We start from the raw sequence: 25,958 nt of genomic DNA, 5'->3' as shown, positions 1-25,958 counted from the left end.
GACGCCGGTTGCGCGACCGACTCACCGACAGCCTGGCCTGATCCCGTGCGACGCCGAGCGCTCGGCGTCGCACGGGATCAGGCCAGGCTGTCGGTGAGTCGGTCGCGCAACCGGCGTCGCGCCTGATGGATCCGCGACTTCACGGTGCCCTCGGGCAGTTCCAGCAGGAGCGCTATCTCCCGGTACGGCAGGCCGAGGATGTCGCGCAACGTCACCGGTTCGGCAAGTTCGGGGCCGATCGCCTCCAGCGCGTCGAGCAGGTCCAGCCGGGTCCCCGCGACCACGCTGGTACGCCGCTGGTCGGGCACGTCCGGCATCGGTCCGCCCCCTGCCTCGGCCTCGAACCGGCGACGCAACGCCTGATAGGTCGACCGCGACCGGTTGGCGGCGATCCGATGCAGCCAGGTGCGGAACGCCGAACGGCCGTCGAACCGGGTGATCCCCCGGGATACCGCCAGGAGGGTGTCCTGACAGGCCTCCTCGGCGTCCTCCCGGTTCGGCAGGAACCGCGCCGACATCCGCAGCACGTCGGGGCGGACCGCGACGAGCAGGCGGTCCAGGGCTTCCCGGTCGCCGTCGGCGGCGGCTCGGGCGAGCCCGTCCAGGTCGTTCGGGTCGTTCGGGTCGTCCGGGCCGGAAGGCACGCTACCGAGTCTAGGCACCTCGTCCACCCACCCACGCCGCCCGGATGTAAGGAAGGGCCCCTTCTTATCGCTTTCTGTAGAAGAAGGGCCCCCTCCTAACAGCTCTAAGCAGTTGCGGTGAGGTAGTCGCCCAGGAGGTGCGGTCGGACCAGGGTGGCGCGGCACCAGTCGACCAGGACGAGGTTGGCCGAGCGCATGGCCCGCTCCAGTCCGGTGGCGAGTCCCGGCTGCGGTTCGGGCGTCGGGCCGGATTCGACGTGCAGGGCGAGCACCGCGACCGCGTCGCCGTCGGCGAGACCGTAGAGCAGCATCCGACCGACGGACACCGCGAACGAACTGGGCACGATTCCGCGCTGATCCCGGAACCCGATCCCGCCACGGTCGCGGGCGAGCGGCGGCAGCGCGGCCAGCAGCCGGCGCCGGGACACCGACGCCGAGAGCGGCCGGACCGGCTGGGTCCGCACGTGGATGCCCTGGAACCCGTACACCCGGCCGTCGCCGTCCCGGCGGGCGTGCTGCTCGTAGCTCTGGCGTACCCCGCGCAGTTCGGTCTGGACGAGGTCCGTGAGGTCGGCGCTGACCAACTCCACCTGCCGCCAGTCGTCCTCGTGCAACTCGACACGGTCGCCGTTGCCGGGCATGTCGGCCACCGAGGGCAGGACGGCACAGATCGTCGGTAGGGAGTACAGGACGTCGGCTGGCGGTACCGACTCGACCCGGCGCAACGTCAGGGCCAGCGCTCCGGTCGCGCCGAACTCCGCCGCCGTCGGTGGTTCGGCCCGCTCGACCGACCACGCCGAGCCGGCCAGTTCCAACGTGGTTCGGGTCTGGAAGCTCTCCGGTAGCTGCGCGACCGGCAGTTCACTCCGGCCGATCTGCGCCCCGGTGTCGGCGTCGACGAACACGACCCGCACCACGTTCTCCGACATGGGACGGAACCTTATCCGTACGCCCCGGCGGGGTCGCCACCCCCCGGGCGGGCACCGTTCCGCTCGCCCGGACACCCGGACGGCGCCGGTCCGTGAGCCGATCCCGGGACCAACCGCCCGCCGTCATAGGTCCCCCGGGGGTACGGATCAACCGGCTCCGGCACCAGAATCTGGGACACCGACCCGGTCGGCCCCGACGGCCGTCACCAGATGCGACACTGGCGACTCTTCCGGACTCGTCGGCAGGGCTGCGCAGCGGCATCATTGCTCCCTCGTTGAACAAGATGTCAGACTCGGTCCGTGCCGGCGGCACGCGAGCCGGTGGCACGCGATCGGAGTGGCACGCGGTACGGAAATGCGAAGGAGACCAGACGGTGGTGTCGAGCGAGGCAACTGACCAGGGCCGCGAGGGTGCGGACGGCGTATCCGCGCTGGTCGCCGAGGCCGGTCGTCGGGCCCGGGCCGCGTCGGTCGGGCTCATGGCCGCGCCGGACACCGTGGTCGACTCGGCCCTGAAGGCGATGGCGGACCGTCTGGTCGCCGCCGAGGCCCAGATCCTGACCGCCAACTCCCAGGACGTCGAGGCCGCCCGCGCCGGCGGGATGAGTTCCGCGCTCCAGGACCGGCTCCGGCTGGACACCGGCCGGCTGAAGGCCATGGCCGACCAGCTCGGGCTGCTCGCCGAGGCGCCGTTCCCGGCCAGCGAGACGTTCCTGCGGTCGCTGCCCGGCGGACTGCGGCTGTCCGAGCGTCGCCGCCCGGTGGGCGTCATCGGGGCCAACTTCGAGGCCCGCCCGAACGTGACGGTCGACGTGGCGTCCCAGTTGGTCAAGTCGCGCAACGCCGGCGTCCTGCGTACCGGCTCGGCCGCGCTCACCTCCGCCAGCGCCCTGTACCAGCACGTCATCGCCCCCGGTCTCGCCGACGTCGGGCTCGATCCGGACGCGGTCCAACTACTCTCCGACGCCAGCCGACACAGCGCCGTCGCCCTGGTACGTCAGCCGGACCTGATCCCGTTGGTGATCCTGCGCGGCAGCGGTGACGCCACCAGGTCGCTCGGCGCCGAGGCCGCCCGGCACGGCGTACGCACGCTCGCGCACGCGGACGGTGGAGGCGTGCTGTACGTCGACGCCGCGGCCGACCTGACCCGGGCGACCGAGTTGCTGGTCGCCGGCCTGGACCGGCTGGGCGTGTGCAACCGGGTGAACCTCGTGCTCGTGCACGGAAGCATCGCCGAAGGGGCCCTACCAGCCTTCCAGCGCGCGCTGGACGAGTTGGGCGTACGCGCGTCGCTGGCGCCGTACGACCATCCGGTCGGCTACGAGTGGGCCCTGGACAGCGGCCGGGAGGCGACGGTCACGATAGCCGTCGTCGCCGACCTCGCGGAGGCGGTCACGATCGCGAACACCGAGACCTCCGGGCTGGCCGCCACCGTCGTGACCGAGGACGAGGCCGCAGCACGGCGGTTCATCGCCTCCGCCATCGGCACGGGCGTCTTCTGGAACGCCTCGACGCGGCTGCTGGACGGGTTCAAGCTGCACGGCGTACCCGAGACCGGGATCAACGTGGACCACGTGCCCGGACCGCGCGGGCCGGTCACCTTCCAGGACCTGTTCCTCCGCCAGTACGTGGTGGTGCCGGAGGACCGGCCGGTCGCCTCGAACTGACCACCGGCGGGCGGTGGTCCGATATTCGGTCGGATTTCCGAGGCCGGGTCGGCACACTGGCGGGGTGGGACGAACCGTGACCGCGCTGGTGACGTACGACGGCGTCTGCGTCGGTGTGGTCGGGCCGTTCCCGGTCGACATCCCGTGGTGGGCCGAGGTCGCACCGGTCGTGGCGCATCTGGAGGAAGCGCTGGCTGTGCCGGTCGTCGTCCTGCGGCTGCTCACCGTCGAGGGTTCCGACGGCGCCCGCGACGGCCACGTGACGTACCACGTGGCGGCGCTCAGGCCACCCGGAGATCGGACCGCCTGCGACTTCGCCGAGGACGACCACCCGCTCCGGCTGCCCTGGGCGCGGGCGTCGGGCATCGAGGAACTCCTCCGGTGGGCGTCCCGGCACGTCGACGTCACCGGACGGCCCGAACAGCGCAGGACCTGGAACCTGGCCGGGCTGTTCCGGTTGCCGACCGCCGACGGACCGGTCTGGCTCAAGGCCATCCCACCCTTCGCCGCCGCCGAGCCGCTCGCGATCGCCGCGCTCGCCGAGGTCGACCCGGACCTGGTACCGACCGTGCTGGCCAGCGCGCCCGGCCGCCTGCTGCTGGCCGACATTCCGGGTACGGACTGCTGGAACGCGTCCCCGGAGGTCGTGGCGAACGCCGTCCGTCGCCTGGCCACCGCGCAGGCTCGGACGGACACGGCGCCACCCGGCATCCCGGACCGACGTCCGGAGGTCCTGGCCGCCGCCGTCGACGACCTGCTCGACGGCCCGGTCGGCGCCGAACTGAGCCCCGAGGAACGCCGGGCCACCCGAAGGTTGCGATCGCGCTGGGAGATGCTGGCCGACTGCGGCCTGCCCGACACGGTCGTACACGGCGACTTCCACCCTGGCAACTGGCGCCGTGCCGACGGTCCGCCGGTGATCCTCGACCTCGCCGACGCGCACCTGGGCAACCCGGTGCTCGACGTGCTGCGGACGATCGAGTACCTGCCGGCGGACCGGGGCGGTGCGGCGGCGGATGCCTGGATCACGGCCTGGAAGCTCGCGGCGCCCCGGTCACGTCCGGCCGAGGCGCTGCGGATCGCCGAGCCCCTCGCGCCGCTCGCCTACGCCGTGCGGTACCAGGAATTCCTCGACAACATCGAACCCAGCGAACGCGTCTACCATCTCGGCGATCCGGCTGCCGCGATCCGTTCCGCGCTGGACCGTGCCGCACTGGACCGTGCTGCCTTCCGGCCCACCTCCAGCTGAGCGCACCGTCGCCGGCGACGACTCAACGCCGCATGAGCGCACCGTCGCCGGCGACGACTCAACGCCGCCCGTTGAGCGAGTCGAGGAAGATCTCCTCGAACGCGGCGCGATCCGCCTCGATCGCGGCTCGAATCGGCACACCGGGCCGCGTGGTCACCGTACGGCCGGACTGTTCTCCCGTTTGGACGATCGAGACCGGCACCGTACGGCTTCCGGTGACGATCCCGCCGTGTACGAGCGACACCGCCGCGAGCGCGTCCCACCAGTACATGATTCCGAGGCCGATCAGGGCTGCCAGGTCGGGCTGGCTGGCGATCCGGTACGCGATCCGTGCACCCGGCGCGTTCTGCTCGGCTCCGAGCCGGGACACGAAGTCCGGTGTGATCGGGACGAAGCGGGTGGCGTCGAGCGGCACCAGCCGTACGCTGCCCGGGCGGGCGCGCGTCAGCACCCGCTGCGCCGATGCCGGATCCATCCACATGTTGAACTCTTGCGAGTTGTCGAATCCGGGTAGGGCCGAGCCGTACAGGTTGCCCGGGACGGCGAGCGCACCGCCCATCACGTGGATCCGGGCGATCCGCTCCCGCACCCGACCCGAGGCCAGGGCATCGGCGACGTTGGTCAGCGGTCCGGTGGCGAGGACGACCACCCTCCCCGGTGCCGTCCCGGCTGCCAACGCGATGAGCTGCGCGGCGGTCCACCGCGACGGTGGCGTCGGCTGGTCGGCGTCGTCCAGTGCACCGGTCAGGACGGTCTCGATCGTGGTGACCAGCTCCGGCGGTGCCGGGTGTACCCCGGCGCCGGTCGAACCGTCGGCTGTCGGCACCCGGGGCAGGCCGCACTGGGTCAGTACGCTGCGCGCATGCGTCAACGCGCGGTGCGGTTCGCCGAACCCGTTGTTGGCCACCGTGACCGCACGCAGGTCGATCCGCCCCAGCTTGTGTTCCTCGCACAGCAGGGCGAGGGTCGACGCGTCGTCGAAGTCCATGTCGCTGTCGTAGATGACCGGAACCGGCCCGCTGACCGGAACTGGCCCGCTGCCCGGAACTGGCCCGTTGGCCGGAACCGGCGTGCCGGCCGGCTGGCCGGACGCGGACAGCGGGCCGAGCCACTGGCCGGCGACCACGAGCGCGGCCGCAAGCAGCGCCGTCGCGGTACGACGCGGGGACACGTTCACCGTCGATTCCCCCCTGGTGCGGTCGACGCCACGGCGATAACGGCCGCGAGGCCGGCGAGCGAAGTCGGTCCTCGTCCAAGTGTGCCGGTGTGGCGCGATCCGCGCGGCCCCGAGATCCCGGCCGGGCGCGGGCCCGGTTCACCGGAGGATCTCGACCGGGCGGCGTGCCGTGGCCGGGGATGTAGGCGCCCGCAGTATCGGTCAACCGCTCCTTCGGGTTCCGGTGACGCTGCTGGCCGGCAGCCTGCCGGCGCGGGACCACCCCGCCAGGGTGTCGCCGACGACGGTGACGTCGAAGTCCAGGTGCAGGCGCAGCGGCCTGGTCACGGACTGTCGCCAGGTGACGTGCAGCCCGTCGGCGGTCTCCGCCGAGGCGATGGCGGTGAGCGGAACCGTCTCGCCGCTACCTTCGGCGGTTCCGGCGATGACGCCGGCGGTCTCGGTGAAGGTGTAGACGACGGCGAGCGAGCCGACCGGCGTCTTCAGTCTCAGATCCCAGGTGCCGACGACGGTGTTCACGGACATGTCCTTCCGGCCGTGCTGTCTGCGGTGTCGGTGTCGGTGTCGGTGTGTGTCACCGGGCGGCTCAGACCGCGACCGGTCGGCGTCCGCTGTTCCGCCACACGGTGCCCCGCCGCTCGTACTCGAAGACGGCTTCGACGGCATGCGCGATCCTCGGCCCGTACTCGCGCTCGAGGATGTGGAGCCCGAGGTCCAGGCCGGAGGTGACTCCTCCGGCGCTGACGAGGTCGCCGTCGTCGACGACGCGGGCCGGTACGGCGTACACCCCGGTCGCCTCGAGCATGTCCATACCCTGGACGTGGGTCACGGCGTACCGTTGGTCGATAAGTCCGGCCATGGCCAGGGCCAGGGAGCCACCGCACACGGTCGCCACCGTCACGTCCGGGTTCAGCAGGGCCTGCCGGAGAAGTGGAACCGCCTCGGTGGCGCCGAAACGGGCGAGCAGCACCGGGATCGTCTCGACCCCCTCGTCGGGATCGCCGACGGTCGGTCCGCTGACCCCCGGAACCAGGACGTAACCGGGCCTGGTCGGGTCGAGGCGGGCGGTCGCGTTCAGCACCAGACCACGGGTGCCGCTCACCACCGCGCGAGGCCCCTCGGCGGAGACGAGGCCCACGATCAGCTCACCGCCGACCGCGTCGCTGCCGGCCGCGAGCACCTCGAACGGCGCGACGACGTCCAGCGGGTCGAAGCCGTCGAACAGGACGATCTGGGCGTACATCGACGCTCCTCAAGCTGAACGGTCCGGTGCGGAATCGCACCCCGTCCATGCTCGCCGCGCCGACGCCGGCAACTCCAGTGGCACGATTGCCAGGGTTCGGCTGAATCTTGCCAGGGGTGGGAGGCGGGCAGGCCGTCGTTCGTCCGCACCTGACGCCCGGTGCCGCCGATACCGCCCGACACTAGGATTTTGCCGTGCACACCGTGGCCGTCCTCGCCATGCCGGACACCATCGCCTTCGACCTGAGCACCCCGGTAGAGGTGTTCGGCCGGGTGCGACTGCCGGGAGACCGGCCCGGCTACCGGGTACTGGTCTGCGCGACCGAGCCCGTCGTCACCGCCGGACCGCTTCGGCTGGCCGCCGACCATGGCCTCGATGCCCTGACCCGGGCCGACACGATCGTGGTTCCGGGCCGTAACGACCCGTCGGCCCCGATCCCCGAGGCCGTTCTCGACGCACTTCGCGACGCCTCGGCCGCCGGCACCCGCTTGGTCTCCATCTGCGTCGGCGCCTTCACCCTCGCCGCGACGGGGCTCCTGGACGGCAGGCGAGCCACCACCCACTGGGCCGCGACCGACAGGTTCCGGACCGCCTTTCCCGCCGTCGTACTCGATCCCGATGTCCTCTACGTCGACATCGGTCAGATCGTCACCTCCGCCGGGGCCACGGCCGGAGTCGACATGTGCCTGCACCTGGTCCACCGGGACCACGGGGCCGCGGTCGCCGCCGACGCCGCCCGGCTGACCGTGGCCCCGCTGCACCGCAACGGCGGGCAGGCGCAGTTCGTCCGGCGGAACCTCCCCGGTGGGGCCGCCACGACTCTCGGGCAGATCCTCGACTGGATCGAGGAGAACGCCCACCGCGATCTCACCCTCGACGACATGGCCGGCCGCGCGGCGATGAGCATCCGCACCCTCAACCGCCGCTTCCACGAGCAGACCGGCCAGACACCCGTGCGGTGGCTCAACGCCGTACGGGTCCGCCGGGCCCAGGAACTCCTCGAAACGACCGACCACGGCATCGACCGCATCGCCCACCAGGTCGGCTTTGCGTCACCGACGAACTTCCGTAGCCAGTTCAAGCGAGCCAGCGGCGTCACCCCTCGGGCGTACCGCAGCGCCTTCCGGCACATCTGACGCCGCGCAGAACTTCTGGCCGGCCCCGACACGTCGCCCCGATCCATCGATATCTGTAACATCCTTCGGGTCGGTTCATCTCGGTACCGGATGTCGAATGCCCGCGGTCGACCTCGCCAGCAACGGAAGGGAAGAACCGTGCGACCAGTACGTGTCACCGCCGCCCTGACCACCGCGCTGGTGACCGCCGCGCTACTGCCCGGAGCCGCCGCCGGGGCCTCCCCGGCCCATCCGATGCCCACGACGCAGCAGCCGGCATCCGCGGTCCTGGCCAAGGCGCACACCGCCGGTCGGGTCCAGGTCGACAAGGGCACGGTGCGGTACAGCTGGCCCGGCGTCTACTTCGAGGGTCGTTTCCGGGGCACCGGTGTCGGGATCGTCCTCGACGACGCCGACAACGACTACGACGTCGCGATCGACGGTACGACCGTCGCCACTCTGGTGACCCCGGGTCGGACCACGCACTGGGTCAACGGTCTGTCGAACGGGGTGCACCGGGTCCGACTCGTCAAGCGCACCGAGAGCCCCTGGGCGACGGGTACGTTCGGCGGCTTCGTCGCCGCCCCGGGCGGCACGATCCTTTCCAGGCCGCCCGCGCGGCACCGCCAGATCGAGTTCATCGGCGACTCCTACACCGCCGGCTACGGAAATCTGTCCACCACCCGGGACTGCACCTCCGACGAGGTCAACCGGACCACCAACACCGACCTTGCCTTCGGCGCGCTCGCCGCTCGGCGGCTGAACGCCGACTACCAGGTCAACGCCTTCTCCGGCCGGGGAATGGTCCGCAACTACAACGGTATCGAGCCCGGAACCAACTACCGCACGTACTACGACCGGGCTCTGCTGAACGTCGAGGGCGACGTCTGGACGAACCCCGGCTCCTGGCGGCCGCAACTCGTCGTGGTGGGCCTGGGCATCAACGACTTCTCGACCGCGATCAATCCGGACGAGCAGTGGACCCCCGACACCCTGACCGCCGCCTACAGCGCGGCCTACCAGGCTTTTCTCGACAAGCTCCGGGCGCGGTACGGCGCCCGGACGGTGATCGTGGTCAGCGCCACCTACATGTCCAACACCACCGCCTTCGCGGAACTCGCCCAGCGGATCGTCCAGGAGCGCAACGACCGGGGTGACAGCCGGATCCGCTACTGGTACTACGAGAATTCGGGCCTGGACTACGGCGGCTGCCACTGGCACCCGTCTGTTTCCGACCATCGGCTCATCGCGGACCGGCTGGGCGACTTCATCACCACCCTTCCACTGCGCTGGTAGTCGACCGCGCGGATGACGAAGGCGTGCCCTTCCGCAGCGTCAGTACCGCCCGCGCCACTGGACGGTGCTCCGTGAGTTCCTCCGGAACGACGTGTGAATAACGACGTGTGAATTGATGTACCTTCCACCCCCTTCGCGGCCCTGAACCGTTTCAGAATCGATCACATCGCCGAGTGAGCCCCCTCAAGACGGTCATGCCGGCCGGATCCGGTCAGAAACGCCGGAACAACCAGCGTGATCCGGCCGGCATGCCCGGACGACCGGCGGTGAGACGGGCACAACAGCCGACCCGCCCGGTTGCGCGCAACTCCCGCAGTACGGTGAAACAGTGCCGACGAAAGACGTTCTCACCAGCGCAGACCTCACCGACCTACGGCAGTCCGCGCTCGGCGCGGCCAATCCGCTCGGCATCGCCGCCGAGCTGGCCGAAGCGGTCGACCAGGGCCGGCTCGCGGATCCGGCGGACGCCGGCCGGGCGCTGACGCTGGCCGCCGAGATCGCCGAGGTCAAGGCGAAACTCGACGCGGCGCTGCGGTACGCGGACCAGGCCGTGCGCGCATACGGGGACAGCGGCGACACCGACGCGGGCTTCTCCCGGGCCCTGCACGCGCGGATCCTGTACCGGCTCGGCCGGGCCGACGAGGCGCTGGCCGAACTCACCGCCCTGCGCCCGCTGCTCGGCGAGCACCCGGACGCCGCCGCCTACCTCAGCGCCGCACTCGACGCGGGCGGCCGGACCGACCTCGCCGAGCAGTGGCTGACCTCGGCGGTGGAGACCGCGCTGCGGGACCGGACGGCCAGCACACCGGAGGCACCGGCCGAACCGACGGCGCTGGAAGCCTCCGGATTGCTCTTCTTCCTGCTGCAACAGCGGCACCGGGTACGGCGCGAACTCTCCCTGCCGCACGACCAGAACGACAACCTGGCGGACCGGCTGGAGAACGAGCTGTTCAGCAACGCCACCCAGACCGCCAACGCCGAACCCGGCGCCGAGGCCCGGCTGTTCTGGCCACGGGACGACTTCGACACCCTGCTGTCGCGCTGGCCCACCCTGACCGAGGCGTACGGCCGGGACTGGGACGAGCACCGGGCCCGGGTCCAGCGGGAACTGGTCCGGCAGGCCAATCTCGGGCGCCTCGGCGTGGGCCCGCTGCGTGGCTCGACCGAGGATCTGGCCGGCTACGGCACCCGACAGGGCGGCGATCCGGCGGAACCGCAGATCCGGACCGGGTACGCGGAGGACCTGGCGAACCGCGCCACGCCGCTGCCGTGGCCCCCGGAGCGCAACGGAGCATGCTGGTGCGGTTCGGGGCTCAAGTACAAGAAGTGCTGCCTGCCGCGTACCCGGAGCTGACCCGCTCGTCGGGTCCACCGGCCGGGACTGCTCGACCGGCCGGGACTACCGGAGCGTCACCCGGAAGCTGCGGCCGTACGCCTGTCGGGTGGCGACCTCGATCCGGGTGCCGCCCGGGATCCGGCTGACCCGGACGCCGTCGTCCGCGGTGACCACCCGGTGCCGCCGGCCGCGCAGGGTCACCGAGACCGTGTCGCGGTCCATCGTCGGATCGGCGACCGCGACCGAGACGGTGTGGTCGCGGGCCTGCCGGACGAGCACCGACGCCGGGCCGTCGATCGCGAGCCGGTCGGCCTCGTGCCGGCCGGACGCGAAGACGTTGGCGACGACCAGACCCAGCCCGGAGTGCCGGACCGCCTGGATCCGGGCGGTGTTGGCCAGGACCGCCACCGGCCCGCGCCGGTACGACCGCAGCCGCTCTGCCGAGGCGTTCGGCACCAGGGCGTAGGCCAGCGCACCGGACGGCGTGCCGGCGGCCTGCTCGACGACGACCGAGAAGACCTGCTTGCGCACCATCGTGTCGGGATTGGCGGTGCGGACGACCCGGCGGCTCCGGGTGACCGCGTCGAGGAGGACTGTCGGCGGCCGCCCTTCGAGGAATACGTAACCGACCGCGGTGCCCTGACCGGCGTTGGCGTAGCGCAGCCAGGCCAACGGGGCCGTACCGGTGCCGGTGAAGGCCCCGCCGGTCCGCAGTTCCCCGGTCAGCGTGACGGCGTCCGTCGCCTCGGCGATCCGGCTGTCGAGGGTCGTCGTCACCGCGCGACCGGCGGTGTCACCCACCCCAGCGGCCAGCACCACGATCTCGTCGTCGAGCATGAACCACGACTTGGTGGCCTCCGCGTTGCGGTAGGCGACGAAGTCGTCGGGCAGCTCCCCGGCCCGCTTCGCGGCGTACCCGACGTCGCTGGACTGGACCAGCCCGGCGACACCGTACGGGCCGAGGCTGGCGCCGCCGGAGTACCGGTTGGTGCCGCGCGGGAAGTAGACGTACGTGTTCTGCGACTCCGACGACGAGGTGAAGCCGCGCTCCGGATTGTCGTACCAGGCGGTGCCGTAGAGCTCGGGAATCGTGTGCCGGTGCTCCACCGGTGCGGTCACGCCGGCCAGCCGGTACGGCGAGACCGCCGTGTAGTAGTCGACGCCGTACGCCTGGGTCTGGTCCTGTCCGGCGAGATAGAGGTGGTGGGCGCCGTCGCCGGAGAACCAGGGCATCAGGTTCTCGCCGCTCATGTACTCGTACTTGCTGATCCGGTTGGAGCTGCGGGCCAGCGCGAAGGCGTAGCCGGGGCGGCGGTGCACGGTCCTGTCCATCGCGTTGAACCCGACGTTGCGCTCGGCCGGATTGAGATCGGCGACCGGGATCGTCGAATCGGCGAGGATGTCGGCGTAGCGGGCGATGCTGACCGGGGAGACGAAGGCCGTCGGGTTGAGCGCGGCCCGGGAGGTCTGCCGGACGAAGGCGACGTAGCCGGCCAGCGCCTTGGCGTCGGCGCCGGTGGCGTGACCGGAGAGGTCGACGACCGCCTCCACCACGTTGGCGACGTCGGCGTACCCGGTGGTGGTCCGGGACACCGCGCGACCCTTGACGATCTCCATCATCCAGCCCTCGAAGATGAGCGGGGCGAACCCGTCGACCACCCAGCCCTGGACGACGCCGACAAGGTCGTCGCCCTGGACGTAACCGGTGCCGTCAAGGATCTTGATGGTCTGTACGACCCGGGTCAGCAGATTCTTGCCGTACGAGCCGGTGTAGGCGACCGAGGCGTGCTGGATGAACGAACCGTCGGCGTAGTAGCCGTCGGTGACGCCGTGCCGCAGGTCGTACGGGTCGATGGTGGCGAAGACGGTGAGCTGGTCGGCGAGGGCCTTGCTGATCCGGGCGTCGTCGCCGACGACGGCACCCTGGAGGATCCGGTTCGTCGCGATGTCGGCGAGGTTGGCACCGGTATGGAACCGCGAGTCGAGGTCGACGTCGCCGTCCTTCCCGTTGCGCAGGTACGCGTCCATCGCCGCGACGTAGGTGGCCGGAAGGTCCGGCCGGTACGCCGCGATCTGCGCCGTCAGCAGGACGAGGATCCTGCTGACGTGGTTGGAGATGCCGATCTCCCAGTTGTGCCAGTTGCCGTAATAGCCCTTCGACTGGTCACCGTAGTAGTTGTCGTAGAGCCAGCCGAGACCGTCGATGACCCGTCGGGCCACCGCTTCGGGGTCGGGCAGGGCGCTGCCGGGGACCCGGGTGGCGAGGGCGATCTCGTAGAGGTACTGGAACGACGTCGTCAGGTTCGGGTCGCTGGTGCCCAGCGGCACGCCCTTGAAGAGTTCGCCCGGTCCGGCGTTGTCGAGCGCGTCGAGTCGGGACCGGGCGGCCGAGTCGATGGCGGCGAGTTTGGCGGCGACCTCGGGTCGGGCGTTGGATTCGGCGGTGCCAGCGAAGATCGCGACGGTGTTGCCGAGCAGTACGGCCCGGTCGGCGCCGGCCGCCGCGGGCACCCCGTACGGCGGCGTCGCGGCTCGGGCCCGCCCCGGCGGCACCGCCGCCAGCAGGCCGGTTGCGGGAATCGTCGACAGGACGGCGCGGCGCGAGATCTGCAAGACGGGGCTCCAAGATCGACGGAGAGCGCTTGCCGCATTCAACCAACCGCACTGCCCAAGGTCAATAAATCGGTGTGCCTCCGATGTCAGGGCAGGAGCAGGCGTTCAAGACGCTCGACCGCGCGCAGTGCCTCGGCTCGGTGCTTGGCCTGCTTGAGCCAGCCGGGCAGCCGGGACACCACTGAGGCGTTCGCCGTGGCGTGCCGTTCTCGAAGCCCGGCCCGCAGGAACTCCTTGAGGTAGGCGAGGTGGCGCGGGTTGAAGGCCCACAACGTGTGACCGGCGCACGGGGTCTGCAGCCACAGTGGCAGACCGAAGCAGTTGTCCACCAGGGCTGCGGGCACCATGACCGGATGCAGCTCATAGCTCGCGTTGGTTGCCGTACCGCAGCCGTCGCAGTGCAGCGTGACGAAGCGGTGCCGCGGCGCCGCTTTCGCCTGGCGCTCGACGTACATCCGGCGGCCGCAGTGGCTGCACCTCTGCCGCACGCTGATGACCACCGGCCCAGCCCAGCTATCGGAGAGGTGACGTCGGCAACGGCCACACTCACAGCCGGCGGACCTGTGTTGTCGGCGGGAGAACCCACAGGTCACGCAGGCAACTGTCGCCGGCCTCCACGTCCGCCCGGCACCGTCCCAGTCCCGCAAGACCTTCGCCGCCGCGCCGCACTGGGGGCATCGAACGACGAACTCACCGGAGAATCCGGCCAGCCACCGTCCATCGTCGACGAAGCGCCCCTTCACCACCGGCTGAGTGTAGGCAGCAAAATCGAGCACGGCCTCGAGATTTTCATCGCGGGGTTCGTATCCAGCCGAACGGTGACGGCCGCCCTGGCAGTTGCGCGTGCGACGCATGGCAGGCGAGGATTTGGGCGGCAGGTTCCCGCGCGGTGCCCGTCCATCCGGGCGAGGCAATTAGTGGCCGGGCGGACGCACTGACATCGGCTGCTGCTTGTTTCATCGCGGGTTGGACCGTGGCCCGGCCAGGCTTTGGTCCAGGCGCCCGGGGCGATGCCGAACACCGAGCGTGACGGCTCGTAGTCTGCCTGTGCGCACGGACGGCGGCAAATCCGGATGGCGGCTCGCTTGGTAGCCCGGGAAAGATCAAGATCATGGGACGCGGAGCTGCCAGGTGGGCATGGTCGAAGGTCAGCACGATTCATGGGGCTCGTGCTGGGAGCGCCGATGCGTGTGCCGGTGAGATCTACTCCTACAGGTACCGCTTCTACGCACCCTCTGACAGTCTCTACGAGCGCTGTGTCGGCTTGGCGTGGTGCTCGAGCTGCCGTGAGTACTCCGGGACGATGGTGTTTGTGCCGAAGGACGAACGTGTCCCGGACCTGCTCGCCGAGATGCCAGCATCCGAGCGTGAGCGGCTGTTTCGAAGCGAGGTGAAACTGCTCGACCACCTTGATCGACTCGTCCGCTGGGGATCTTGGCCGGGTCGCCAGCCGTGACCGGCGGACGTTCCCGACGAGCTGAAGCTCGTCCAGGACATCGCGGATGCTATCGGCCTGTCCGAAGCGAACAGGCCGCCTCCCGGCTTGAACGATTCGCCCTTGGCACGGCGGTAACAGGACCTCTGACGAAGCGGGTCTTGGACTCGCATCGGTTGGCCCGTGTGTGGATCAGGGCTGGGACGCCACGGTGAGCTTTGCGATGTCTGGGGCATAGACGGTCATCCAGTGCGGATGCAGCCGGTAGTAGACCACGTCGTTGTCCCAGTCGAAGAGGTCGTCGCCGTAGAAGTCCTTCAAGTACGCGAGCACGTCCGGCCAGTCCGTGGCGTGGTCGCCGTTCTGGGGGTTGAGGATCTCCACCTTGCCGTGCGTGAAGACGCCGAGGTCCTCACCGCGCATATGTGCGGCGCTGACGGCGGGTCGCGCCGCGAGATGGCGCGCCTTGGCGGCGTCGCGCGCCGTGCCGAAGTACCACTTGCCTCGCAGGAAGTGCCCGTCCACACCGCTGATCCGCGGCTCACCCTTCGCCGTCACGCTCGACAGAGCGAGGGTGCACATGCCGGTGAGGACCTGGGTGAGCTGCTCCGCGTTCAGTGTGCGTGCGGTGTTGATGATCGAGCGGAGGTGAGAGGTGGAGCCGGCGAGGGAGGCGTCAAGGAGGGCTTGGAGCTTTTCGAGATCTTCTGGGGTTTCGCGCATGGAGGTCCTTGTCTCTCCGTATCTATCTGTGCCGTGGTCCGCGCCTATCACCGGCGCCGACCGATGAACCTATGCTCCACCCAAATCCTGACACCTTGCGTCATATTTCTTCAACTGGCTTGCGGACGCCAGCGGGCCGCACGGCAGCCGGCGCGACGTGAATGGCTCCCGGCTGGCGACGCGCACGCTCTGCGGCAAATCCGGATGTCGGATCATGACGGCGCAGGCATCATCATCGCCTGGATTCCCGCCGAACGATCGTCCTGGTCGATGACCTCCGCTCGTTCGTGGATGGCCGTAGCGCCGTACCTAAAGATCGCCTTCGCTGTACGGCCAGTCTGAGCCCGGGACGTGGTACCACCTTGCCCGGCGGCTCAGCGGCCAGACTCCGCGAAAGCGGGTTCCGGCGAGCTCTCCACAATGCGGCTATGAGCGGACGTCTCCGATCAGCAAGCTGCGGCACATGCACCACCGTGACTCGTCCGCCGCCTCAGAAGGGACATCACGACCAGCGAAGCCTCGCCCGCGTCGGCAGTTCCAGAGGTCAGTCGGTGCGGAAACCCGCCACGTGGCGTGACAGTTCCCGGCCGACTGGCGCGCAAGGACGGCGGCTATGAGCGGATACCTGGTCAGGTGATCGGCCGTGCGTGAAGCACGTCGCAGTGCTGCTCTGTGCGGCCGAGCCGGAGTCGGCCAGCAAGGCTGGTGGCCCGTCGGCTATTGACGGCGCCGTCAGGACGAGAACCGCAGCCTCACGCCCGGAAGGTGCGGCGGTAGGCGTCCGGAGGCACCCCGACCGTGCGGTGGAAGTGGCGGCGCAGTGTCGTCGCCGTGCCCATGCCCGCGGTCGAGGCGATGGTGTCGACGGTGTCGTCCGTGGTCTCCAGGAGTTCCTGCGCACGGCGGATCCGCTGCGTCAGCAGCCACTGCAGCGGGGTGGTACCGGTTACCGAGTGGAAGTGCCGGGCCAGGTGGCGCGAGCTCATGTTCGCCTGACGGGCCAGGTCCTCCACGGTGAGCGGCTGGTCCAGCCGCCGCATCACCCAGGGGAGCAGCTCGGCCAGGGGATGGCCGTCCTGGGCAGGCACCGGTGTGGTGACGAACTGGGCCTGACCACCGGCCCGGTGGGGCGGCACGACCAGACGGCGGGCGACCACGTTGGCGATCGCCGAGCCGTGGTCGCGGCGGACCAGATGCAGGCACAGGTCCATCGCCGCGGCCTTGCCCGCAGAGGTGAGCACGCTGCCGTTGTCGACGTAGAGCACGTCCGGGTCGACCGTCACCCGGGGGTAGCGCGCGGCCAGTTGCTCGGTGTGGGCCCAGTGCGTGGTCGCCCGCAGCCCGTCCAGCAGACCCGCGGCGGCGAGCACGAACACGCCCGTGCACAGGGAGACGACCCGCGCGCCCGCCTCGTGGGCCGCGCGCACCGCCTCGACGAGGTCGGTCGGCGGGTCCTCGTTGACGTCCGCCAGGGCGGGGACGATCACGGTGCCGGCGCGGGCCAGCCGGTCGAGCCCGCAGTCCGGCTCCAGCAGGAACCTGCCGACCCGCTCGGGCCGCGTGCCGCACACGCTCACGTCGTACCAGGGGCCCCGCACGGCGTCCGGGGCTGAGTCGAAGACCTCGTAGGCCAGGGCCAGCTCGAATTGCAGCATCCCGTCGGTGACGGCGAGGGCGACGGAGCGCGAGACAGCAGCCATGTCGGGAATTGTACGGGTCATGTCGTTCCGGACACTGGCAGGGGCACGCCGACGCGGCCAAGATCTCTAGCAGCGGATCACTTCAAGCACGGAGGAGCAGGACATGGCAACGGTTGGGAACGTCGCGGTCTACGGCGCGTACGGGCACACCGGGCGGTTCGTGGTCGCCGAGCTGCAGGAGCGCGGATACGTCCCGCTGCTACTCGGTCGCGACCAGGACAAGCTGCGGGCGCTGGTGCGGGACCACCCGAACCTCGAGGCGCGGCAGGCGTCGGTCGACGATCCGGCCTCGCTCGACCGGGCACTGGACGGCGTGGACGCGGTGATCAACACGGCCGGGCCGTTCGCCTTCACCGCCGGCCCGGTGGTCGAGGCGGCACTGCGCGCCGGCATCCCGTACGTCGACGTGGCGGCCGAGATCGAGGCGAACGTCGACACGTTCGCGCACTTCGCGGAACGCGCCCGCGCCGCCGGCACCGTGGTGGTCCCGGCGATGGCCTTTTTCGGCGGCCTCGGCGACCTGCTGGTCACTACCGCGATGGGCGACTGGACGGCTGCAGACGAGGTGCACGTCGCCTACGGCCTGAGCAGCTGGCACCCGACCGACGGCACGCTCGCCTCGGGCGCGGTCTCGTCGCAGCGGCGCGGTGGCCGCCGGGTCCGCTACACCGGCGGACAGCTGGAGTACCACGACGACGCGCTGCCGACCCTGGAGTGGTCCTTCCCGGCCCCACTCGGCCCGCAGAGCGTCATCGGTGAGTTCACCATGGCCGACGTCGTCACCGTCCCCAGCCACCTGGCCGTGCCGGAGGTCCGCACCTACATGACCGCCAAGGCGGCCTCGGACCTGTTCTCCCCCGACCCCACGGCACCGACCGCCGTCGACGAGCGCAACCGCTCCGCACAGACGTTCGTCATCGACGTCTTCGTCCGCTCCGGCGACACGGAACGCCGCCTGGCCGCCACCGGTCAGGACATCTACGCCATCAGCGCGCCGCTCGCGGTGGAGGCCGTCGACCGCCTCCTCACCGGCCGGACCCGGGCAACCGGCGTCGTCTCCGCCGGCGCGGTCTTCGACGCCCCCAACTTCCTCAACGCCCTGTCCGCGCACCTCACGCTGCACGCGCCGGCCGACGCCCGCAGCTGACCAGCGACTCGTGCCGACCCAGCCCTGGAGCAGATCGTGCTCGACCAGCCCTCGGATTCGACGGCTTCGCGCACCGGCTCAAAGCGCGTCGGGTACATCCGCTCATCGACATGATCGGACGCCCGTACGTCGGCCGGAGCCGTCACCCTGGGTAGCTCGTAGAGTTTCCAGGGCGGCCGCATCGGAGATCCGATCACCCGAAGCGGTCGGTCGCAGGTATGGACCGCCGCCGTTGCCCGCGCTCTCGAGTTGCCGGCGGGAACGGGAATGTGGGCACGGGCACGGACCGTACGGAGATCAGCGCTAGTTGGTGAAGAGCAGCGAGACGTTCTGCCCGCCGAACCCGAACGAGTTGCAGATCGCCGCGTCGAGGCGCTGCTTCCGGGGCGCGCCGCTGACGACGTCCAACCGGACCTCGGCAGCCTTCCGGTCGAGGTTGATGGTGGGTGGGATGACACCGCCGGTGACCGACAGCAGCGTGATGATGCCTTCCACCGCACCGGCGGCGCCGACCAGGTGCCCGATGCTCGACTTCGGTGCGGTGAGTACGACGTCGTCGCCGAGGGCCTCCCCGATGGCGGCCGCCTCTCCGAGGTCACCGACCACCGTGGACGTCGCGTGGCAGTTGACGTGCCCGACGTCGCGTGGTTCGAGCCCCGCGACGGAGACGGCGGCACGGATCGCCCGGATCTGTCCGGCGCCGGTCGGGTCCGGCCCGGTGATGTGGTGCGCGTCCGAGGTGATGCCGTAGCCCGCCAGCCGCCCCAGCACCCGGGCACCCCGTCCGGCCGCGAAGTCCGCCCGCTCCAGGATCATGATCCCGGCGCCCTCGCCGAGGACGAAGCCGTCCCGGTCCACGTCGAACGGTCGCGACGCCCGCTCGGGATCGTCGTTGCGCCTCGACAGCGTCCGCGCCTGGGCGAATCCGGCGATGGTCAGCGGCGCGATCGCGGCCTCCGCGCCACCGGCGATCACGACGTCGGCCTCGCCGGCCCGGATCAGCCGGGCGGCCAGCGCCAACGCCTCGGCCCCGGAGGCACAGGCGGAGACCGGGGTGTAGACCCCGGCGCGAGCGCCGTACTCCAGGCTGACCCAGGCGGCCGGCCCGTTCGGCATCAGCATGGGGACGGTGAGCGGGGAGATCCGGTGCGGGCCCTTCTCCTCGAGCAGGTCGTCCTGGCCGAGCAGGGTGTTGACGCCGCCGATCCCGGTGCCGACCACCACGGCGAGGCGGATCGGGTCGACCTCCGGGCTGCCGGCGTCGGCCCAGGCCTGCCGTGCCGCCACCAGCGCGGCCTGCTGACAGCGGTCCATCCGGCGAGCCTGGACCCGCGACAGCACCCCGTCCGGCGAGACCGCCATGGGCGCGGCGATCTTCGTCGGCAGGTCGTCGGCGTGCACGAACGACGCCATCAGGTCGTCGATCCGGCGTACTCCGGAGCGCCCGGCGAGCATGCCCTGCCAGAGGGACTCGACGTCCCCGCCGAGCGGTGTGGTGGCACCGAGTCCGGTGACGACCACGTCCCGGGCGCTCATGCCCTCTCCTCGCTTCGCTCGTCGACGTCATGAGCTCGGGAACTGAGCCGGCCGATTCGCTCGCTGCGCTCGCTCATGCCCACTCCTCGCTCCGCTCGCTCATGCTTCTCCTTCTGGTCGGTGTGCCGGCTTGTCCTCAGTTAGTTGTATCGCATACAACTATGAGGTGTCCACCAGCCAACCGCCCAGAGCCCGTGGTCGGCGTACCCGGTCGCAGATCCTCGAACAGGCCGCGGCGCTCTTCGCCGAACGCGGTTTCGACGCCGTCAGCGTGGCCGAGATCGCCACCTCCGCCGGGGCACATCCGAACCAGATCACCTACTACTTCGGGTCCAAGGACGCCCTGTTCGTGCATGCGGCGTTCATGCTGCTGCTCCGGGAGGCCGAGCGGCTGGAGCCGGTCGGCCGGCGCCGCCACACCCCGGAGTCCTTCCGGTCCGCGCTGGCCCGTACCGCACTGGCCCTACCGGCGGTGCCGATCGCCGTACAGGCGATGTCGATAACACGACGCCGGCCGGAGTTGCGGCCGGTCGCGGAGCAGAACCTCGCCCTGCTGTTCCGCAAGGCCAGGCAGTACCTGACCGCGATCCTCGACCGCCGGGACTGGGTCATCGACCGTCCCGCCGACGTCGAGGCCCGGACCTTCTGGAGCACCGTCCTCGGGGCGCGACTGATCTCGGAGTCGGGGTTCGGCGGTCACTCCGACGACATCGACCTCGCCGGAGTGCTCACCGTCCGGGCCAGGACCGACGTCTGAGGTCCGGCGCCGTCAGCGCGGAGCGCCCGGACCGGGCGACGGGTCCGGTACCCGGACCGGAGGCGTCGCCAGTGCAGGACGGGTCGGCCCCCGCAACACCCGCAGCGCCATCCTCGGGTACATCAGCGCCGCCGGGGGCCGGACCAGGTACAGCACGTCGGTCAACGTCCTGCTCACGTACGGGTCCCGGTTCGCCACGTCGGCGGTCCGGGCCAGGTACCAGTGCGAGAACCGGACCCGCCGCGACGGCTGGACCCCGTCGTCCGCGTACCGCAGGTCCGCGCCGGTGGCGATCGTCCAGGCCGCCGCGCCCGTCTCCGCGACCACGGCCTGCGCGGCTCGGCCGAACCTGCCCGGACGGGTCCGGAGGTGGTCGGTGAGCAGCGCCGCCGTCTGCGCGGCAACGCTCATGCCCTGGCCGTAGACCGGATTGAAGGCACAGGCGGCGTCCCCGACCACGAGGAAGCCGTCCGGCCAGCGGGCCATTGTCTCGTAGTGCCGGCGACTGTTGGCGGTCCACCGGAAGCCGTGGATCGGTGAATCCGGCTCGGCGTCCCGGATCGCCTCGTAGAGAACCGGACTACGCAGTTCGCGGGCGAACTCCAGGAACCCGGCCTCGTCGGTCGGCGGAACCTCGTCGCCGAGCCCGCCCAGAGTGACCATCCACCGGTTGCTCTCGATGGGATACAGCACACCACCCCGGGAGGTCCGCGGCGGGTTCGGCATCAACAGGATGTGCCGCCAACCATCGGCAACCCCGCCGGGCAGGATGTACCGGCGGCTGGCGTAGCCCAGTCCCGCATCGATCCGGCTCTCCTCGGGGCGGCCGTAGCCCAGCGCAGCCAACCAGTCGGGGGTACGGGAACCGCGCCCACTGGCATCGACCACCACATCGGCGTCGAGCCGCTCGACCCGGTCGGCACCGCCGCGCGGACGCAGTGCGACGCCCGCGATCGAACTTCCGTTGTTTCCCGGCAGCAGTCCGACCGCCTCGTGTGCGGTCAGGAACCGGATCCGCTGGTCGGCCAGCAACCGCCGCCGGATTGTCCAGTCGATCAGCTCCCGGCTGGCGCCGACCAGTTCGTGGGTCGCCGGAAACCGCTCCCGCCATCCGGTGGCACTCAGGTACAGGACGTCCGTCGGTGCCGCCACCGACACCGCGCCGGATCCCCGTAATTCCGACATCAGACCGGGAAAGAGTCGTTCGAGGGCCCGCTGACCCGAGGTGATCAGGATATGCAGGTGGTGCGCCTGGGGGACGCCGGCCCGCACCCGAGGGGCGTCCGGAAACCGGTCCCGCTCGACCACTGTCACCCGCTCGACGTGGTCGAGCAGGGTACGCGCGATGCACAGACCGGCGAGGCTGCCACCGATGACGACGGCGTGACGTAGGGCAGACGGAGGCATGCCTCCATCCTTACCGTCCTGGTCGGCTGCCGGACGCCTCCAACACACCCTGTGTCGACTTCCTTACTCAACGTCGCACCGCTCATCCAGGGACGCCGTACCGCTCATTCTAGGTGGAAGGTGGCCGACGCCTGGTCGGTGCCGCTCACCGCCTCGATGTAGATCAGCCCAGCACGGTGCCGGACGTACCGGCCGGCGGCGTTCTGCGCTTCCAGGGAGATCCCGGCGGCGCTGGCCAACCCGGCCCGGCGGAGGAAACTGGCGTCGGCGCGGAACTGCGCGGAGTTGTCGTTGCGCTCCACGTAGACCTCGTAGTTGCGATGACGCAGGTAGTAGCCCGGGAAGTTGGTCGACTCCAGGGAGACCGAACCGGACCCGGCGAGCCCTGGAACGATCCGGAACTGCGAGTCGGCCAACGGGGCCACATTGGCCTCCAGCCGCCCCCGGTAGTCGTAGTGCCGCAGGTAACTGGTGGTGAGGTCGTGCGAGCGCAGCCGCACCGGGGTCGCGCCGTCCGGCACCGGAATGCCGAAGTTCGGGGTGCCGTCGGCGTTCCAGTACAGCTTCTGGATCCGGGTCCGCCGGTTCGGGTCGTTCAGCGGATCACCGCTGATGTCCCGGTAGTTGCGGTCGTGGTAGACCAGGATGTCGCTCTGGCCGTCCTCGGAGACGGTGAACGAGTTGTGCCCCGGACCGTACTGGCCGGTCGCGGCGTTCGTGACGAACACCGGGGTCGCACTCTTCGCCCAGGCGGCGGGGTCGAGCAGGTTCGCCGTCGCGGAGGCGGTCAGCAGCCCGAGGCAGTAGTTCGCGTCCGTCGCGCTGGCCGAGTACGTCAGGAAGATCCGCCCGTTCCGCTGGATCACCGACGGCCCCTCCGCCACCCGGTAGCCCCGGGTCTCCCAGTCGTACGTCGGCACGGTCAGCCGGGTCACCGTGCCGGTGATGGTCCACGGGTTGCTGCCCATCCGGGCGAGGTAGAGGTTCGAGTTGGTCGAGATGCCGGGTTCGGACTGGGCCCAGGTCAGATAGCGCACACCGTTCGCGACGAAGGTCGAGGCGTCCAGGGCGAAGGTGTCCCACGGGGTACTGATCCGGCCGCGTTCGGTCCACGATCCGGTGAACGGGTCGGCGCTGGAGTTCTCCAGCGCGTACATCCGGATCCGCCAGATGTCGTCGGTGCGGCCGGCGGCGAAGTAGACGTACCAGCGGTTGTTAATGAAATGGATCTCCGGGGCCCAGATGTGCGCGCCCATCTCGCCGCTGGTGTGCCGACGCCAGATCGTCGTCTCGGCGGCGCTGGACAGCCCCTGCAGGGTGGTGGCCCGGCGGAGCACGATCCGGTCGTACTGCGGCACGGTGGCGGTCAGGTAGTAGTAGCCGTCGGTGTGCCGGAAGATGTGCGGATCGGCTCGCTGATTGACCAGCGGGTTGGTGTAGTTCACCGCGGGTGCGGCCTGCGTCGGCAGGGCCGGCAGCAGCCCGGCCAGCACCGCGAGCACCGCGGTCACGGCGGCGACCATCGACCTGGCCATCCGCCGGGTACGGTCGCGCGGTCCACGTGATCCACGCGGTCCACCTGATCCCCGTGCTCCGGCGGCGGTGAACGGGTCGGGACGGCGCATGGTCATCTCCTCCAGGCTGGCGGGACGGCCGGGCCGGTCCCGGCCAGCAGCGGGGCGCCCGGCACCACCGGAAGCGCCCTGCCCCGCGTCGACACCATGGCCGGCTCCCTGTCGTCGACGCCGTCGGGCGCACCTCGGTCACCTCGACGTCACGGAGGATAGTGTTACCGCTCACATCGATAGGAGTCAAGGCCTGTCCGGGTGGCCAGGAAAGCGGATTCCAGCTTGACATCGGCGGTTGTCAGCGTGAACATCATCGATACGTCCGGGCGGAGCGTCACCTTGCGTCGCCGGCTGAACGCCCGGCGCTCGGCCCTGCGGCAGCCCTCGCCGGCACCGTCCCCGCCGTCGGCGACCAGGGCGCACACACCCACCGCGCGCAGGGCAGAGGGATCCGCGATCTCGGGTGGCCGGAAACACGCCAGGCCGACAGCACGCCGGGCCGGAAGCACGCCGGGCCGGAAGCACGCCGGGCCGCGCCAGGCCGGAAGCACGCCAGGCCGGAAGCACGCCGAACCACGCCGGGCCGGATGCACGCCGGGCCGGATGCACGCCGGGCCGGAAGCACGCCGGGCCGGAAGCACGCCGGGCCGGAAGCACGCCGGGCCGGAAGCACGCCGGGCCGGAAGCACGCCGGGCCGGAAGCACGCCGGGCCGCGCCGAGCCGGGCCAGGCGGCACGACCGCCGTCGCGGGCTCCGCGACCCGGCGCCGTCCTCGCACTCCGAGGCGGACCGAACGGAAGGGAAGGAAGGCCATGAACTCCGCAGCCTCCCCACGACCAACCGGGATGAGCCGGCGCCGGCTCATCCGCCCCGCCGCCGTACTGGCGATCACCGCGATGCTCGTCGCCGGCGCGATCGCCGCACCGACGCGATCGGCCTCCGCCGCGACCGTCGACACCAACGCCTGGTACGTCCTCGTGTCCCGGCACAGCGGCAAGGCATTCGACGTGTACGAGCGGTCCACCGTCGACGGTGGCACGATCGTCCAGTGGGCCCGCAACGACGGCGCCTGGCAGCAGTGGCAGTTCGTCGACTCCGGCGGCGGCTACTACCGGCTCCGGTCCCGACACAGCGGCAAGGTCGTGGACATCCGGAACTCCTCCAACGCCGACGGCGCCGAGATCATCCAGTGGACCGACCAGGGCAGCACCGACCAGCAGTTCCGACTCGCCGATTCGGACGGCGGCCACATCCGGCTGATCAACCGGCAGAGCAACAAGGCCCTGGACGTCTGGGAGTGGTCCACCGCCGACGGCGGCCGGATCAGCCAGTACGCCGACCAGGGGGGCGCCAACCAGCAGTGGCAACTGGTCCGGGTCGGCTCCGTCGGCGGCGGGGATCCGACCACATCCCCGGGCCCGACAGCCAACCCGACCCCGAGTACGACTTCCGGCGTGCCGCCGGCCGCCTATCCGGACCCGCAGCGGGTGACCGGCGACATCGGCGTACACGATCCCACCATCATCCGACGACCGACCGGCGGTTACCTGCTCGCGCACACCGGCGACAACATCGCGCTGAAGACCTCGACCGACCGGGTGGCGTTCCGGAACGCCGGAGCGGTCTTCCCGGGCGGCGCGCCGTGGACCACCACGTACACCGGCGGCAGCCGCAACCTCTGGGCGCCGGACATCTCGTTCCACAACAACCGGTACCACCTGTACTACTCGGCCTCGACGTTCGGCTCGAACCGCTCGGCCATCTTCCTGGCCACCAGTTCGACCGGGGCCTCCGGCTCGTGGACCGACCAGGGTCTGGTGATCGAGTCCCGGACCTCGGACAACTTCAACGCGATCGACCCGAACCTGGTGGTGGACGACCAGGGCCGCTGGTGGCTGAGCTTCGGCTCGTTCTGGTCCGGACTCAAGATGGTCGCCCTCGACCCGGCCACCGGAAAGCGCTCGGACAGCACCGTCCGGAGCATCGCCGGCCGGGGCGGCGGCGCGATCGAGGCACCGACGGTGTTCAAGCGCGGCAACTACTACTACCTGTACGTCTCGTTCGACCGATGCTGCCAGGGCGCGTCCAGCACGTACCGGGTGATGGTCGGCCGTTCCACCAGCGTGACCGGTCCGTTCGTCGACCGGAACGGCGCCGCGCTGACCTCCGGCGGCGGTACCCAGGTCCTCGCCTCGCACGGCGACATCCACGGTCCCGGCCACCAGACGGTGCTGCCGGACGCTGACGGGGACGCCCTCGTCTACCACTACTACGCGAACAACGGGGCATCGCTGCTCGGCATCAACCGGATCGGCTACGACTCGGCCGGCTGGCCGTTCGTCTACTGACTGGAAACCTGTTAGGAAGGGCCCCTTCTTCTACAAAAACCGATAAGAAGGGGCCCTTCCTAACATC

Annotated in this window: 20 protein-coding genes; 8 read left to right on the top strand and 12 right to left on the bottom strand. The window is 70.6% G+C overall.

Annotation, left to right across the window (positions count from 1 at the left end):
* Nucleotides 1-77 precede the first annotated feature (77 nt).
* Entirely contained in the window at nucleotides 78-644 is a 567-nt protein-coding gene (locus I0C86_RS09365; RefSeq protein WP_196200823.1) for an RNA polymerase sigma factor, read from the bottom strand.
* A gap of 104 nt (nucleotides 645-748) precedes the next feature.
* Complete coding sequence (locus tag I0C86_RS09360) at nucleotides 749-1,573, bottom strand: hypothetical protein (RefSeq protein ID WP_196200822.1); 825 nt, start codon at nucleotides 1,571-1,573, stop codon at nucleotides 749-751.
* 374 nt (nucleotides 1,574-1,947) lie between these two features.
* Between I0C86_RS09360 and I0C86_RS09355 the strand changes: the two genes are divergently transcribed.
* A complete protein-coding gene (locus I0C86_RS09355) occupies nucleotides 1,948-3,240 on the top strand; it encodes an aldehyde dehydrogenase family protein (RefSeq protein WP_323373551.1) in 1,293 nt (430 codons plus the stop codon).
* 64 nt (nucleotides 3,241-3,304) lie between these two features.
* Nucleotides 3,305-4,489 (top strand): phosphotransferase, encoded by a 1,185-nt coding sequence (locus tag I0C86_RS09350; RefSeq protein WP_323373550.1) that lies wholly within the window; start codon nucleotides 3,305-3,307, stop codon nucleotides 4,487-4,489.
* A 58-nt stretch (nucleotides 4,490-4,547) separates the two neighbouring features.
* Here the strand turns inward: I0C86_RS09350 and I0C86_RS09345 are convergent, their stop codons facing one another.
* The 3 genes from I0C86_RS09345 to I0C86_RS09335 form a co-directional block, all read right to left on the bottom strand.
* Nucleotides 4,548-5,666 carry a nucleoside hydrolase gene (locus tag I0C86_RS09345; protein WP_196200821.1) on the bottom strand — a complete coding sequence of 373 codons (1,119 nt, stop codon included), beginning with the start codon at nucleotides 5,664-5,666 and terminating at the stop codon, nucleotides 4,548-4,550.
* Nucleotides 5,667-5,867: 201 nt separating this feature from the next.
* Nucleotides 5,868-6,185: a hypothetical protein gene (locus tag I0C86_RS09340; protein WP_230393854.1), complete on the bottom strand. Its 318-nt coding sequence runs from the start codon at nucleotides 6,183-6,185 to the stop codon at nucleotides 5,868-5,870.
* A 67-nt stretch (nucleotides 6,186-6,252) separates the two neighbouring features.
* Nucleotides 6,253-6,909 carry a DJ-1/PfpI family protein gene (locus tag I0C86_RS09335; RefSeq protein ID WP_196200819.1) on the bottom strand — a complete coding sequence of 219 codons (657 nt, stop codon included), beginning with the start codon at nucleotides 6,907-6,909 and terminating at the stop codon, nucleotides 6,253-6,255.
* Nucleotides 6,910-7,103: 194 nt separating this feature from the next.
* Between I0C86_RS09335 and I0C86_RS09330 the strand changes: the two genes are divergently transcribed.
* The 3 genes from I0C86_RS09330 (at nucleotide 7,104) to I0C86_RS09320 (ending at nucleotide 10,674) form a co-directional block, all read left to right on the top strand.
* The gene (locus I0C86_RS09330; protein ID WP_196200818.1) at nucleotides 7,104-8,045 is read left to right on the top strand and encodes a GlxA family transcriptional regulator; all 942 of its coding nucleotides are present in this window, start codon (nucleotides 7,104-7,106) and stop codon (nucleotides 8,043-8,045) included.
* Between the two features lie 138 nt (nucleotides 8,046-8,183).
* Entirely contained in the window at nucleotides 8,184-9,320 is a 1,137-nt protein-coding gene (locus I0C86_RS09325; RefSeq protein ID WP_323373549.1) for an SGNH/GDSL hydrolase family protein, read from the top strand.
* A 328-nt stretch (nucleotides 9,321-9,648) separates the two neighbouring features.
* Nucleotides 9,649-10,674 carry an SEC-C domain-containing protein gene (locus I0C86_RS09320; RefSeq protein ID WP_196200816.1) on the top strand — a complete coding sequence of 342 codons (1,026 nt, stop codon included), beginning with the start codon at nucleotides 9,649-9,651 and terminating at the stop codon, nucleotides 10,672-10,674.
* A 45-nt stretch (nucleotides 10,675-10,719) separates the two neighbouring features.
* On the opposite strand, the gene I0C86_RS09315 is transcribed toward I0C86_RS09320, so the two are convergent.
* The 4 genes from I0C86_RS09315 to I0C86_RS09300 all read right to left on the bottom strand — a co-directional run bounded on the left by I0C86_RS09315 (nucleotide 10,720) and on the right by I0C86_RS09300 (nucleotide 17,127).
* Nucleotides 10,720-13,269: a polysaccharide lyase family 8 super-sandwich domain-containing protein gene (locus tag I0C86_RS09315; protein WP_196200815.1), complete on the bottom strand. Its 2,550-nt coding sequence runs from the start codon at nucleotides 13,267-13,269 to the stop codon at nucleotides 10,720-10,722.
* Between the two features lie 86 nt (nucleotides 13,270-13,355).
* Nucleotides 13,356-13,769 (bottom strand): hypothetical protein, encoded by a 414-nt coding sequence (locus I0C86_RS09310; protein WP_196200814.1) that lies wholly within the window; start codon nucleotides 13,767-13,769, stop codon nucleotides 13,356-13,358.
* Between the two features lie 1,127 nt (nucleotides 13,770-14,896).
* Nucleotides 14,897-15,427 carry a pyridoxamine 5'-phosphate oxidase family protein gene (locus I0C86_RS09305; protein ID WP_196200813.1) on the bottom strand — a complete coding sequence of 177 codons (531 nt, stop codon included), beginning with the start codon at nucleotides 15,425-15,427 and terminating at the stop codon, nucleotides 14,897-14,899.
* A 752-nt stretch (nucleotides 15,428-16,179) separates the two neighbouring features.
* Complete coding sequence (locus I0C86_RS09300) at nucleotides 16,180-17,127, bottom strand: helix-turn-helix domain-containing protein (RefSeq protein ID WP_196200812.1); 948 nt, start codon at nucleotides 17,125-17,127, stop codon at nucleotides 16,180-16,182.
* A gap of 103 nt (nucleotides 17,128-17,230) precedes the next feature.
* Between I0C86_RS09300 and I0C86_RS09295 the strand changes: the two genes are divergently transcribed.
* Nucleotides 17,231-18,274, top strand: coding sequence for a saccharopine dehydrogenase family protein (locus I0C86_RS09295; protein WP_196200811.1), 1,044 nt, complete (start codon nucleotides 17,231-17,233; stop codon nucleotides 18,272-18,274).
* 303 nt (nucleotides 18,275-18,577) lie between these two features.
* Here the strand turns inward: I0C86_RS09295 and I0C86_RS09290 are convergent, their stop codons facing one another.
* Entirely contained in the window at nucleotides 18,578-19,810 is a 1,233-nt protein-coding gene (locus I0C86_RS09290; protein WP_196200810.1) for a beta-ketoacyl-[acyl-carrier-protein] synthase family protein, read from the bottom strand.
* Nucleotides 19,811-19,976: 166 nt separating this feature from the next.
* On the opposite strand from I0C86_RS09290, the gene I0C86_RS09285 reads away from it, so the two are divergent.
* Nucleotides 19,977-20,567: a TetR/AcrR family transcriptional regulator C-terminal domain-containing protein gene (locus I0C86_RS09285; RefSeq protein WP_196200809.1), complete on the top strand. Its 591-nt coding sequence runs from the start codon at nucleotides 19,977-19,979 to the stop codon at nucleotides 20,565-20,567.
* Nucleotides 20,568-20,579: 12 nt separating this feature from the next.
* Here I0C86_RS09285 and I0C86_RS09280 read toward each other — a convergent pair whose 3' ends face one another.
* Both I0C86_RS09280 and I0C86_RS09275 read right to left on the bottom strand, forming a co-directional pair.
* Nucleotides 20,580-21,974, bottom strand: coding sequence for an FAD-dependent oxidoreductase (locus I0C86_RS09280; protein WP_196200808.1), 1,395 nt, complete (start codon nucleotides 21,972-21,974; stop codon nucleotides 20,580-20,582).
* Nucleotides 21,975-22,078: 104 nt separating this feature from the next.
* Nucleotides 22,079-23,509, bottom strand: coding sequence for a family 43 glycosylhydrolase (locus I0C86_RS09275; protein ID WP_196200807.1), 1,431 nt, complete (start codon nucleotides 23,507-23,509; stop codon nucleotides 22,079-22,081).
* An 846-nt stretch (nucleotides 23,510-24,355) separates the two neighbouring features.
* Here I0C86_RS09275 and I0C86_RS09270 point away from each other — a divergent pair.
* Nucleotides 24,356-25,891 (top strand): family 43 glycosylhydrolase, encoded by a 1,536-nt coding sequence (locus tag I0C86_RS09270; RefSeq protein WP_407676286.1) that lies wholly within the window; start codon nucleotides 24,356-24,358, stop codon nucleotides 25,889-25,891.
* Nucleotides 25,892-25,958 lie beyond the last annotated feature (67 nt).

Source organism: Plantactinospora alkalitolerans (assembly GCF_015690345.1).
Classification (GTDB): Bacteria; Actinomycetota; Actinomycetes; order Mycobacteriales; family Micromonosporaceae; genus Plantactinospora; species Plantactinospora alkalitolerans.
This window is presented reverse-complemented; position numbering and strand designations above follow the sequence as displayed.

Excerpts from the sequence above, each read along its gene's own strand:
- I0C86_RS09360 (WP_196200822.1), bottom strand. The coding sequence starts at position 1,573 with ATGTCGGAGAACGTGGTGCGGGTCGTGTTCGTCGACGCCGACACCGGG.
- I0C86_RS09335 (WP_196200819.1), bottom strand. The coding sequence starts at position 6,909 with ATGTACGCCCAGATCGTCCTGTTCGACGGCTTCGACCCGCTGGACGTC.
- I0C86_RS09305 (WP_196200813.1), bottom strand. The coding sequence starts at position 15,427 with ATGCGCGAAACCCCAGAAGATCTCGAAAAGCTCCAAGCCCTCCTTGAC.
- I0C86_RS09300 (WP_196200812.1), bottom strand. The coding sequence starts at position 17,127 with ATGGCTGCTGTCTCGCGCTCCGTCGCCCTCGCCGTCACCGACGGGATG.
- I0C86_RS09295 (WP_196200811.1), top strand. The coding sequence starts at position 17,231 with ATGGCAACGGTTGGGAACGTCGCGGTCTACGGCGCGTACGGGCACACC.
- I0C86_RS09290 (WP_196200810.1), bottom strand. The coding sequence starts at position 19,810 with ATGAGCGCCCGGGACGTGGTCGTCACCGGACTCGGTGCCACCACACCG.
- I0C86_RS09280 (WP_196200808.1), bottom strand. The coding sequence starts at position 21,974 with ATGCCTCCGTCTGCCCTACGTCACGCCGTCGTCATCGGTGGCAGCCTC.
- I0C86_RS09275 (WP_196200807.1), bottom strand. The coding sequence starts at position 23,509 with ATGGCCAGGTCGATGGTCGCCGCCGTGACCGCGGTGCTCGCGGTGCTG.
- I0C86_RS09270 (WP_407676286.1), top strand. The coding sequence starts at position 24,356 with ATGAACTCCGCAGCCTCCCCACGACCAACCGGGATGAGCCGGCGCCGG.